Source organism: Pantoea sp. UBA4549 (assembly GCF_002387285.1).
Lineage (GTDB): Bacteria > Pseudomonadota > Gammaproteobacteria > Enterobacterales > Enterobacteriaceae > Pantoea > Pantoea borealis.
Genome location: NZ_DGLH01000006.1, coordinates 39,722 through 51,372, shown reverse-complemented (window position 1 = coordinate 51,372; position 11,651 = coordinate 39,722). Strand labels below are relative to the sequence as shown.

Here is an 11,651-nt window from a genome sequence, read left to right as displayed (position 1 = left end):
CATTCATGCGCCCCTGGCCGAGCCATATACCGTGGTTATACGCATTCATGCGCCCCTGGCCGCCTCTACAGCAGCAGGCCGGCGCCGTACAGCACGGCGGCGGAGACCACGCCGGCGATGATATCGTCGACCATAATGCCCATTCCGCCATGTACGTTTTTATCGAACCAGCGAATAGGCCACGGTTTCCAGATATCAAAGATCCGGAAGATAACAAAGCCTGCCAGCACCCACCAGCCGTTAAGCACCGGGATGGCCATCAGCGTGATCCACATGCCGATGAACTCGTCCCAGACAATGCTACCGTGATCGTGTACGCCCATATCACGCGCGGTGCGATGACAGAGATAAACGCCCACGCTGATACCCACCAGCACCACCAGCGAATAGAGCTGCAGCGGCAGAAACGTCATCAGCCACCAGAACGGAATGGCAGCCACCGAGCCTACTGTGCCGGGCATAAATGGGCTTAACCCGCTGCCAAAACCGGTTGCCAGCAGATGCCAGGGATTACGCATCCGCAGGCGACTTTTTGCTACATCTTTATCGCGCGTCAAAATGGTCAAATCCTTTGTGGTTATAGCGGCGCGGCTTGCCGTGCTCCAGCAGCGTCAACCCTTCGGCTTCCGGGGCAATCTGTCCGATGCAGGTATAAGGTGCACCAAGCCGGCCCAGCGCCACATCCAGCGCGCCGCGGTTTACTTCAGGCACCGTGAAGCAGAGTTCATAATCCTCGCCGCCGCTCAGCGCCCAGCGCAGCACCTGCTCCGGCGCAAAATGATCGCGCAGCGTAGCGGAGAGCGGCAGCGCGTCGAGATTCAGGCGTGCGCCAACCCGGCTGGCCGTGAGAATATGACCAAGATCGGAAATCAGACCATCAGAGATATCGATCGCCGACGTAGCGAGACTGCGCAGCGCCTGGCCCTGCAGCACGCGCGGCATCGGACGCAGATGACGCTTGATCAGCACCTCATGCACCGCCGGATCGTCGAGACGATGGTGATGCTGCAGCAGCGATAGTCCCGCCGCGCTGTCGCCCAGCGTGCCGGTAACGTAGATCCAGTCACCCGGCTTTGCGCCGGAGCGCTTCAGCGCGCGCCCGGCAGGCACCAGCCCATGAATACCCAGCGTCAGGCTGAGCGGACCGCGCGTGGTGTCGCCACCAATCAGCTGCATATCGTAGTAGTCGAGCAGCTCAAACAGGCTGTCGCTGAAGCCTGCCAGCCAGGTCTCATCGACCTCAGGCAGCGTCAGCGCCAGCGTCAGCCATGCCGGATCGGCGCCCATTGCAGCTAAGTCACTGAGGTTGACCGCCAGCGCCTTATAGCCGAGATCGGCCGGATGGATATCGCGTAAGAAATGGACGCCCGCCACCAGCGTATCGGTGCTGATAGCGAGGGTCTGTTTGTCAGGAACGTTCAGTAACGCACAGTCATCACCAATGCCCTTCTCCACGTCGCGACGGGAGCTGGTTACACGGTTGAAATAGCGTGCGATCAGTTCAAATTCACCACAGGACATAAATCAGGTCTCAATGAAAAAAGGCCGGTCACCCGGCCTTCTGCACTACTTTCTGTTTGGTCGTATTTGCGGAGCAGCTTTATCCAGCACGCCGTTGACAAACTTATGGCTGTCTTCAGCGCCGAACACTTTTGCCAGCTCAATACCTTCGTTGATGGCGACTTTATACGGCACATCCGCACGCTTGCTCAGCTCATAGAGCGAGAGGCGCAGGATCGCTTTTTCTACCTGACCCAGCTCTTCAAGCTGGCGCGACAGGTACGGTTTCATCAGGCCATCCAGGTACGCGCTGTTGGTCGCCACACCGGCCAGCAGTTCGCGGAAATAGCTAATATCGACGTCTTTGACGTCTTGTTCCGCCAGAAACTGGTATTCCACATCGGCAATGTCGTTGTTAGACAACTGCCAGGAGTAGAGCGCCTGGACAGCGCACTCACGGGCGCGACGACGAGCAGCAGGTTTCACAAAATTCCCCTTACAAAAATCAGGCTTTAATGGCTTTCAATACGTTGATCATTTCAAGTGCGGTCAGCGCGGCTTCCGCGCCTTTGTTACCCGCTTTCGTGCCGGCGCGTTCAATCGCCTGCTCGATATTTTCGGTGGTCAGAACGCCGAAGGTGACCGGGATTTCGCAGCTCATTGCCACGTTGGCAATACCGGAGCTCGCTTCGCCCGCCACATATTCGAAGTGGGCAGTGCCACCGCGGATCACCGTGCCCAGCGCAACAATTGCGTCGTGCTTACCGGTATTCGCCAGCGCACGCGCGGCCAGCGGCAGCTCATAGGCGCCAGGAACCCAGACCACGGTAATGTTTTCAGCTTTAACCTGACCGATACGCTTCAGCGCATCGACCGCGCCATCCAGCAGACTGTCATTGATAAAGTTGTTAAAACGCGCAATTACAATGGCAATTTTGGCATCAGGCGTGGCAACAGCAGCTTCGATAACGTTCATACATATCCTTTGGGTGTGTGTTTTATAGCCCCCGCAGAAGGGGGCGGATTCTATCATACTCTTTAGCCGTGCGCTCAGGCTTTTCCGTGCATGCTTAACGCAGGGTCAGGGTAAGACGCAGATCGTCACCCACTTTGCGCACATCGCGAAAATCGAGGCGCGGCGCGGCGCTCAACGCCTCCAGCCCGGGCAGCGTACAGAGCCCGCGCCCGGCGTCGCCAAGCAGCACCGGTGCCATATAAACAATCAGCTCATCCACCAGCCCGGCCTGAATCAGCGCGCCCGCCAGACCCGCCCCCGCCTCGACCCAGACGCTGTTGATCTGGCGCTGTCCGAGCAGCATCATCATCGCCACCAGATCAAGCTGTTCGCCGCGCGGCGGCACCGCAATCTGCGTCACGCTCTCCGGCCACGCTGCGTTATCGGGCGCGGTGCGCATCAGCCAGCTCTCACCCGGCTGATGAATCAACCGGTGCTGCGGCGTCACGCGCTGCTGGCTGTCAACCACCACCCGCACCGGCTGCCGCAGCGTCTGCGCATCCAGCTGCTGGCGGAGGCTATCGCTGAGTTCCTCGGGGCGCACCGTGAGTGACGGATCGTCGGCCAGCACGGTGGCGCTGCTGGTGAGAATCGCGGAACTCTGTGCGCGGAACTGCTGCACATCCCGGCGGGCGGCCGCCGAGGTGATCCACTTGCTCTCACCGCTCGCCATTGCTGTGCGACCATCCAGCGACGCGCCAAGCTTGAGCTGTATCCAGGGAAAACCGGTGCGCATACGCTTGAGGAACCCGCGATTGAGCGCTTCCGCTTCCGCCATCATCAGCCCGTGACTGACCTCGATTCCCGCCTGCTGCAGGCGCCAGAGGCCGCGCCCGGCGACCTGCGGATTAGGATCCTGCATGGCCACCACCACGCGACTGACGCCAGCGGCAATCAGCGCATCGCAGCAGGGTGGCGTCCGGCCATGATGGCTGCACGGCTCCAGCGTGACGTAGGCCGTTGCGCCGCGCGCCTGCTCCCCTGCCATGCGCAGCGCATGCACTTCAGCATGGGGTTCACCTGCACGCTGATGCCAGCCTTCGCCGACCAGTGTGCCGTCACGCACGATCACGCAGCCGACATTGGGGTTCGGCATCGTAGTAAAGCGACCGCGTCGCGCCAGTTCCAGCGCGCGCGCCATATAGCGAGCATCGGTCATGATTCAGTCCTGTAAGCGGGCGATCTCTTCGCCGAAGTCGCGGATATCTTCAAAGCTGCGGTAGACCGAGGCGAAGCGGATATAGGCGACCTTATCCAGTTTTTTTAGCTCTTCCATCACCAGATTGCCAATCAGCTTGCTGGCAATCTCACGTTCGCCGGTCGCACGCAGCTGCGTTTTGATGTGATTTACTGCGCTATCAACCGCATCAGCACTGACGGGACGCTTCTCCAGCGCTTTCATCATGCCGCTGGTCAGCTTATCTTCGTTAAAAGGCTCACGCACGTCGTTGCTTTTCACCACGCGCGGCATCACCAGCTCCGCCATCTCAAACGTGGTAAAGCGCTCATGGCACACCAGACACTGACGGCGGCGGCGCACCGAGGAACCTTCACTGACCAGGCGTGAGTCGATCACTTTGGTATCCACAGCGGAACAGAATGGGCAATGCATGACGTTTCCTGTCGCGAGATTTTGGGCCACACAGTGTAACGCGAACTCACATTTAACAAAACAGAGGCTGCCTGTCCGGCGCTTTTTTCAGCAGTCATCACCTCTTCTGCCAGCAAACCCTAAAAACGCACTACGCTTAAAAGGCCAATCCGGCACAATCACAGGAGGAACTATGGGTCTGTTTAACTTTGTCAAAGAGGCAGGAGAGAAACTGTGGGATACCGTGACAGGCAGTGATGACTCCAGCAAAAAGCTGCAGGATCACATCAACAAGCTCGGCCTGCCAGACAGCGACAAAGTCAATGTCAATGTACAGGGCGATACCGTGACCGTCAGCGGCGATGGCATTTCACAGGAGCTGAAAGAGAAGATTCTGGTGGCGGCCGGTAACGTTGCGGGCATCACTAAAGTCGATGATAAAGTCACCGTCAGCGACACCGCACGTGAAGCCAACCTCTATACAGTGAAGAAAGGCGATACCCTGAGCGCTATCTCTAAACAGGTTTACGGCGATCCTAATCAGTACAACAAGATTTTTGAAGCTAACAAGCCGATGCTGAGCCATCCGGACAAAATCTATCCGGGTCAGGTACTGCGTATTCCTGAATAAGAGACCGGAGAGAGCATGAGACTCAGGAGCTTACCGGTTCCGTTGGCGCTGCTGTTGCTGCTTAGCGGTTGCAGTACCCCGCCCCCTGCCCCGCAGGTCAGAGAACTGCATCAGGAGGTGAGCCAGCTCAATCAGCAGATGCGTCACCTTACCCGCCGTGCCAGCGCGCTGGAACTACAGGGGCAGCTTAACCGCCAGTCCACTCAGGGCGCATGGCTGGTGCCGCACTCCGCGACGCCGGTAGATCTGGAGACGCAGCTGGGTACGTTGCGCCTGTCACTGCTGAACTTAAGTGCAGAGGCTAACGGAAGCCGGGCCAGCCTGGTCATCCGGTCTGCTGATAACAAGCCGGTACCGGCGCTGAGTGCGACCGTAGTCTGGGGTGAAAGCGATCCGGTCAGCGGCCAGCCGCTGACCGCTGGCAGCCTGAGTCAGCGTATCAGCGTGCCCGCCAGCCTGATGCCGCGCAGTTCTGTGACGGTGCCGCTACGCCTGAGTGGCCTGACACCGGGCCTGCTGGGCTATGTGCGCGTACATGAGGTGACGGCAGACGCCGCGCCATAAAAAAAGGCCCTTCCGGAGAAGGGCCTTTTTACATCGGTCAGCGCCGGGCTTACGGCAGAATAGAAGGCTGATCGGCGCCCTCTTTTTCCACTTTCTGCACCAGCATGTGCTCACGCTTCATCCCCAGCTTCAGCGCCAGCGCTGAAGAGACATAGATGGATGAGATCGTACCGATAGTCACACCAATCAGCATCGTGAGCGAGAAGCCTTTCAGCAGCGCGCCGCCAAAGATGAACAGGATCAGGATCATCGCCAGCGTGGTGATAGAGGTGATCAGGGTACGGCTCAGCGTCTGGGTCAGCGACACGTTGGTGATATCGTAAGAGGAACCGCGACGGATCTTACGGAAGTTCTCACGAATACGGTCAGAAACCACAATCTTATCGTTAAGCGAGTAACCAATCACCGACATCAGCGAGGCAACGATGGTCAGATCGATTTCAATGCTGAACAGCGCCAGCAGGCCGCAGGTAATGATAACGTCATGCGCCAGCGCCAGCACGGTACCCAGTGCCAGACGCCACTCAAAGCGAAACCCGATGTAGATCAGAATAGCGATTAACGCAGAGAGCAGCGCCATCGCCCCCGCCTGCGCCAGATCGCTGCCCACGCTTGGCCCGACAAACTCAATGCGTTTTACCGTCGCGTTCTGCTGCGTGGTCTGATTGATAGAGGACAACACCTTGTTGCCCAGCTCCTGACCCGCATTGCCGGTCGCAGGTGGCATCCGCACCATCACGTCGCGGCTGCTGCCGAAGTTCTGCACCAGCGGCTCGTCAAAGCCCGCTTTTACCAGCCCTTCGCGCAACGCATCCAGGTCCGCAGGTTTTTCCAGGTTAATCTCAATCACCGTACCGCCGGTGAAATCGAGTCCCCAGTTGAACCCGCGCACGCCGATAATGGCGATGGACGCCACGATCAGCAGACCCGAGATGATAAACGCCAGCGTATCCCAGCGCATAAAGTCAACGACCTTACGCCCGTGGTTCAGCTGTTCAATACTATATTCCTGTGCCACAACGCACTCCTCAGATAGACAGCTTGTTGATGCGTTTGCCGCCGTACACCAGGTTAACGATGGCACGGGTGCCGACGATAGCGGTAAACATCGAGGTTGCAATACCGATAGCCGTCGTGATTGCAAAGCCTTTGATAGAGCCGGTACCGACCGCATAAAGAATGATGACTTTAATCAGCGTAGTGACGTTGGCGTCGACGATACTGGAGAAGGCACCTTTGTAGCCTTCATGGATCGCCTGCTGGACCGAACGTCCGTTACGCAGCTCTTCTTTAATACGTTCGTTAATCAACACATTGGCATCTACGGCAACCGCCAGCGTCAGCACGATACCGGCAATGCCCGGCATGGTGAGCGTGGCACCCGGCAGCAGCGACATGATGCCGACAATCAGCACCAGGTTACACAGCAGCGCGCTGGTCGCGATCAGACCAAATTTTTTGTAGAACACCACCATAAAGATAATCGAGGCGATCAGACCCCACAGGCAGGCTTCCAGACCCTGCGTGATGTTCTGCTGACCCATGGTCGGGCCAATAGTACGCTCTTCGACAATCTGAATCGGTGCAATCAGCGCACCGGCACGCAGCAGCAGCGACAGCTGGCGCGCTTCATTCGGGTTGCTGATACCGGTGATGCGGAAGCTGTTACCCAGACGCGACTGAATATTCGCCACGTTGATCACTTCTTCCTGTTTCGCCAGAATCGCTCTGCCGTTGGCATCTTTCTTGCCGCTGTCCTTGTACTCCACAAACAGGGTCGCCATCGGTTTGCCGATATTGTCCTTGGTGAAGTTCGACATGATGTTACCGCCCGCGCCATCCAGTGAAATATTCACCTGCGGCTGGTTGTACTCATCCATGCTGGACGTGGAATCAGTGATGTGGTCGCCAGTGAGAATGACACGCTTATAGAGCACAACCGGCTGCCCTTCACGCGTTTTCTTCACTTCTGAGTCACCCGGCACGCGTCCATTCGCCGCAGCACCCGGATCCACGCTGGTGTTAACCAGACGGAACTCCAGCGTCGCGGTGGCACCCAGAATCTCTTTCGCACGCGCGGTATCCTGGATACCTGGCAGCTCAACCACAATGCGATCGGCACCCTGACGCTGCACCAGCGGTTCGGCAACGCCCAGCTGGTTAACGCGGTTACGCAGGATAGTAATATTCTGCTGCACTGCGTATTCCCGCGCTTCACTCAGGCGCGCATCGGTCATCATCGCGCGCATTGCATCGCTGCCCGCGCTGGTGAATACCATATCGCGGTGGCGTGGCGTTAAGTAGCTGATCGCGTCATCGCGGCTTTTGCCGTCGCGGAAACGGACTTCCACACCGTAGTTAGCGAGTTTGTTAACGTTGGTGTAAGGGATATTTTTTTCACGCAGATCGCTGCGCAGGCCGTCTGCATTCTGCTCCTGCAGCTTGCCCAGCGCGGTATCCATATCCACTTCCATCAGGAAGTGCACCCCGCCCCGCAGGTCGAGACCGAGCTTCATCGGTTCCGCCGCCAGCAGAGTGAGCCAGCGCGGCGTGGCTGGCGCAAGGTTGAGGGCTACCACAAAATCGTCACCCAGCGCAGTCGTGAGCGCTTCGCGCGCGCGCAGCTGCACATCGGTGTTATCGAAACGCGCCAGAATAGCGCCATTTTCCAGTGCGAGGGATTTGCTCTGAATGTTGTCTTGTTTGAGTACGTTCTGGATCTGATCCAACGTCTGCTCACTGGCGGCGCTTCCGCGCGCACCAGTGATCTGAACGGCCGGATCCTCACCATAAAGGTTAGGAAGCGCATACAGCAGGCCGATGAGAATAACGGCGACCAGCATGATGTACTTCCACAAAGGATAACGGTTTAACACGGCAGTTCCCTTCGGGAGATAAAATTACAGCGCCTTCATCGACCCTTTCGGCAGGACGGCGGCCACGAAATCACGTTTGATTACTACTTCAGTGGTGTCGTTCAGGGCGATAGCGATATAACCGGTATCAGCAACTTTAGTGACACGACCCACCAGGCCGCCGTTGGTCAGCACTTCATCTCCTTTCGAGATAGAGTCCATCAGCTTCTTATGATCTTTAGCGCGCTTCTGCTGCGGACGCAGGATCATGAAGTAGAAAATCAGACCAAAAACCACCAGCATGATCACCAGAGAATACGGACTTCCCTGTGACGGAGCGCCCGCTGCTGCGACGGCGTCAGAAATGAAAAAGCTCATTTAATTTCCCTCATTGATAGAATAATCAGACGTTTAACGGTGGAACCGCTTTGCCCGTCCGTAGGTAGAACTCGCTAACAAAGTGCTCTAATTTACCCTCTTCGATGGCCTGGCGTAAACCCGCCATCAGACGCTGGTAGTAGCGCAGATTGTGAATCGTATTCAGGCGTGCGCCCAGTATTTCGTTACAGCGATCAAGATGATGCAAGTAGGCGCGGCTGTAATTGCGACAGGTGTAACAATCACACTCTGCATCCAGCGGTGCGGTGTCATCTTTATACTTCGCGTTGCGGATTTTCACCACGCCGTCGGTAACAAACAGATGACCGTTGCGCGCGTTGCGGGTAGGCATAACGCAGTCAAACATATCGATACCGCGACGTACGCCTTCCACCAGATCTTCCGGTTTCCCGACGCCCATCAGGTAGCGCGGTTTATCCTGCGGAATTTGCGGGCAGACATGTTCCAGAATACGGTGCATATCCTCTTTCGGCTCGCCCACCGCGAGGCCGCCCACAGCGTACCCATCAAAGCCAATCTCTACCAGACCTTTGACGGAGACATCTCGTAAATCTTCGTAAACACCGCCCTGGATAATCCCGAACAGCGCATTTTTATTGCCGAGCGAATCAAAGCGATCGCGGCTGCGCTGCGCCCAGCGCAGCGACATTTCCATTGAGCGTTTCGCGTAATCCCAGTCAGCCGGATATGGCGTGCACTCATCGAAAATCATCACGATATCGGAGCCGAGATCGTACTGGATCTCCATTGATTTCTCCGGATCGAGGAAGATCGGATCGCCGTTGATCGGGTTGCGGAAATGCACGCCCGCTTCCGTGATCTTACGGATATCACCCAGGCTGAATACCTGGAAACCGCCCGAGTCGGTAAGAATCGGCCCCTGCCAGTTCATAAAGTCATGCAGATCGCCATGCAGCTTCATGATCTCCTGACCCGGACGCAGCCAGAGGTGGAAGGTGTTGCCCAGCAGGATCTGCGCGCCGGTCTCTTTCACCTCTTCCGGCGTCATGCCTTTAACGGTGCCGTACGTGCCCACAGGCATAAATGCCGGGGTTTCGACAACGCCACGATCGAAAACCAGACGACCACGACGCGCGCGTCCGTCTGTTGTATCTAATTCAAATTTCACATTAACCTCATCAGAGAAACAGTCTGATTTACCCGACTGAACCCGCGCCACCCGCAGGCGGCACCGGGACATTAAGGGTGTGTGCTTCCGACAGGTTCGTCAGGAGCGTGCGGATTACGGGTGATGTACATCGCATCCCCGTAGCTAAAGAAACGGTACTGTTCGGCAACCGCGCTCTGGTACGCCGCCATGGTGTTTTTATACCCGGCAAACGCAGAAACCAGCATAATCAGCGTCGATTCCGGCAGATGGAAGTTGGTAATGAGCGCATCGATAATCTGATAGCGATAGCCGGGATAGATAAAGATCTGCGTGTCATCAAAGAAAGGCGCCAGCGGCGCATCCTGACTCGCCTGTGCGGCACTCTCCAGCGAACGCACCGAGGTGGTTCCCACCGCCACAACTTTATTACCGCGTGCTTTGCAGGCCAGCACCGCGTCAACCACATCCTGCGGCACCTCTGCATATTCCGAGTGCATGATGTGGTCATTGATATTCTCAACGCGCACCGGCTGGAAGGTCCCTGCCCCGACGTGCAGCGTCACAAAGGCCATCTCCACCCCTTTGGCTTTCAGCGCCTCCAGCAGCGGTTCATCGAAGTGCAGGCCTGCGGTCGGCGCAGCCACCGCACCGGGACGTGCGCTGTATACCGTCTGGTAAAGCTCACGATCGGCCTCTTCATCCGGGCGATCGATATAGGGCGGCAGCGGCATATGGCCTACGCTGTTGAGGATATCAAGCACCGCGCGTTCATCGCTAAACGCGATCTCAAACAGCGTGTCATGCCGCGCTACCATGGTCGCTTTTACGCTCTCATCATCGCCCAGCAGCAGCTCAGCGCCCGGCTTTGGCGCCTTTGAAGCGCGCACGTGCGCCAGCACCCGCTTGTCATCCAGCATACGCTCTACCAGCATTTCAATCCGGCCGCCGCTGGCTTTACGTCCATAAACGCGCGCCGGGATCACGCGCGTATTATTGAACACCAGCAGATCGCCGGGATTGAGCTTTTCCAGCACATCGGTAAAGACACCGTGCTTCAGGGCACCGCTCGGGCCATCCAGCGACAGCAGACGGCATCCGCTGCGCTGCGCCTGGGGATAGTGGGCAATCAGGGATTCGGGCAACTCAAAGCTAAAATCGGCGACACGCATGTATAACTTTTCCGGACTCAAAAACAGGCGGCATAGTTTAGCGGAAAAGTGGGAAATTCTGAACAACTGGCTGCAGAGACGCGATTCTGCCTATAATAGCGCATGAATTTTCTTGCTCACCTTCATCTTGCCACGCTGGCAGACAGCTCACTGCTGGGCAACCTGCTGGCTGACTTTGTGCGCGGCAACGTTCAGGCGCAGTGGCCGGCACCGGTCGCTGCGGGGATCGCCCTGCACCGCCGTATCGACGTGCTGACGGATAATCTGCCTGAAGTGCGCACCGCCCGGCAGTGGTTTCGTCCGGAAACGCGGCGTGTTGCTCCGATCACGCTTGATGTTATCTGGGATCATTTTCTTGCGCGCCACTGGAAGCAGTTTCAGCCCGACATCTCCCTGGCCGCATTTAGTGCGGCCGCGCAGCAGCATATCGTGCCCCAGCTGGCGGGAACGCCGGAAAGCTTTATTGAGCTGAACGCGGTGATGTGGCGCGAACGCTGGTTTGAGCACTACGCTGACCCGGCACGGCTGGAGCGGGTGCTGAGCGGAATGGCGCATCGGCGTCCCCGTCTTGCGGCACTGCGCGACTCCTATCAGGATTTTGTTGACCACTATGATGCGCTGGAAGCGCTGTTTTTTGCTTTCTATCCGCGTCTGATGGCGGATGCACGCGCGCAGCGCCTCTGAATCCACTATCCGCGCCAATACCGCTTTTCCCCTCTTGCCAGCCGCATATATCTGCGGCTTAATGAAGCCTTTCTTAACTTTACCAGACCCGGCTACACCACCATTCCGCCTGTTCAGGCACGTCTGGTTACT

General features: G+C 57.5%; 14 protein-coding genes. 3 read left to right on the top strand and 11 right to left on the bottom strand.

The window, feature by feature from the left end; genetic code table 11:
- Positions 1–65 precede the first annotated feature (65 nt).
- From pgpA to nrdR, 6 genes are all read right to left on the bottom strand, one after another.
- Positions 66–557, bottom strand: coding sequence for a phosphatidylglycerophosphatase A (gene pgpA, locus B3041_RS03555; protein WP_065649963.1), 492 nt, complete (start codon positions 555–557; stop codon positions 66–68).
- Positions 544–1,521 carry a thiamine-phosphate kinase gene (gene thiL / locus B3041_RS03550; RefSeq protein WP_065649964.1) on the bottom strand — a complete coding sequence of 326 codons (978 nt, stop codon included), beginning with the start codon at positions 1,519–1,521 and terminating at the stop codon, positions 544–546. Before thiL ends, pgpA begins: the two co-directional genes overlap by 14 nt.
- A 45-nt stretch (positions 1,522–1,566) precedes the next feature.
- Positions 1,567–1,986: a transcription antitermination factor NusB gene (nusB, locus tag B3041_RS03545; protein ID WP_065649965.1), complete on the bottom strand. Its 420-nt coding sequence runs from the start codon at positions 1,984–1,986 to the stop codon at positions 1,567–1,569.
- 19 nt (positions 1,987–2,005) lie between these two features.
- Positions 2,006–2,476, bottom strand: a complete 471-nt coding sequence (gene ribE / locus B3041_RS03540) for a 6,7-dimethyl-8-ribityllumazine synthase (RefSeq protein WP_039382965.1) — start codon at positions 2,474–2,476, stop codon at positions 2,006–2,008.
- A 94-nt stretch (positions 2,477–2,570) separates the two neighbouring features.
- Positions 2,571–3,674 (bottom strand): bifunctional diaminohydroxyphosphoribosylaminopyrimidine deaminase/5-amino-6-(5-phosphoribosylamino)uracil reductase RibD, encoded by a 1,104-nt coding sequence (gene ribD / locus B3041_RS03535; RefSeq protein WP_065649966.1) that lies wholly within the window; start codon positions 3,672–3,674, stop codon positions 2,571–2,573.
- A 3-nt stretch (positions 3,675–3,677) separates the two neighbouring features.
- Positions 3,678–4,127 carry a transcriptional regulator NrdR gene (nrdR, locus tag B3041_RS03530; protein WP_039382963.1) on the bottom strand — a complete coding sequence of 150 codons (450 nt, stop codon included), beginning with the start codon at positions 4,125–4,127 and terminating at the stop codon, positions 3,678–3,680.
- Between the two features lie 172 nt (positions 4,128–4,299).
- Here nrdR and lysM point away from each other — a divergent pair, with 172 nt between their 5' ends.
- Both lysM and B3041_RS03520 read left to right on the top strand, forming a co-directional pair.
- Entirely contained in the window at positions 4,300–4,737 is a 438-nt protein-coding gene (gene lysM / locus B3041_RS03525) for a peptidoglycan-binding protein LysM (protein WP_065649967.1), read from the top strand.
- A 15-nt stretch (positions 4,738–4,752) separates the two neighbouring features.
- Positions 4,753–5,301 carry a DUF3251 domain-containing protein gene (locus tag B3041_RS03520; protein WP_292969406.1) on the top strand — a complete coding sequence of 183 codons (549 nt, stop codon included), beginning with the start codon at positions 4,753–4,755 and terminating at the stop codon, positions 5,299–5,301.
- 49 nt (positions 5,302–5,350) lie between these two features.
- Here B3041_RS03520 and secF read toward each other — a convergent pair whose 3' ends face one another.
- From secF to queA, 5 genes are all read right to left on the bottom strand, one after another.
- Complete coding sequence (gene secF / locus B3041_RS03515; RefSeq protein ID WP_065649969.1) at positions 5,351–6,319, bottom strand: protein translocase subunit SecF; 969 nt, start codon at positions 6,317–6,319, stop codon at positions 5,351–5,353.
- A gap of 10 nt (positions 6,320–6,329) precedes the next feature.
- Entirely contained in the window at positions 6,330–8,177 is a 1,848-nt protein-coding gene (gene secD, locus B3041_RS03510; protein WP_075050751.1) for a protein translocase subunit SecD, read from the bottom strand.
- A 24-nt stretch (positions 8,178–8,201) separates the two neighbouring features.
- Positions 8,202–8,534 (bottom strand): preprotein translocase subunit YajC, encoded by a 333-nt coding sequence (gene yajC / locus B3041_RS03505; protein ID WP_039382958.1) that lies wholly within the window; start codon positions 8,532–8,534, stop codon positions 8,202–8,204.
- 25 nt (positions 8,535–8,559) lie between these two features.
- Positions 8,560–9,684 carry a tRNA guanosine(34) transglycosylase Tgt gene (gene tgt, locus B3041_RS03500; protein ID WP_039385736.1) on the bottom strand — a complete coding sequence of 375 codons (1,125 nt, stop codon included), beginning with the start codon at positions 9,682–9,684 and terminating at the stop codon, positions 8,560–8,562.
- Positions 9,685–9,755: 71 nt separating this feature from the next.
- Positions 9,756–10,835, bottom strand: a complete 1,080-nt coding sequence (queA, locus tag B3041_RS03495) for a tRNA preQ1(34) S-adenosylmethionine ribosyltransferase-isomerase QueA (RefSeq protein WP_292969396.1) — start codon at positions 10,833–10,835, stop codon at positions 9,756–9,758.
- A 102-nt stretch (positions 10,836–10,937) separates the two neighbouring features.
- Between queA and B3041_RS03490 the strand changes: the two genes are divergently transcribed.
- A complete protein-coding gene (locus B3041_RS03490; RefSeq protein ID WP_292969393.1) occupies positions 10,938–11,519 on the top strand; it encodes an ACP phosphodiesterase in 582 nt (193 codons plus the stop codon).
- Positions 11,520–11,651: the final 132 nt, after the last annotated feature.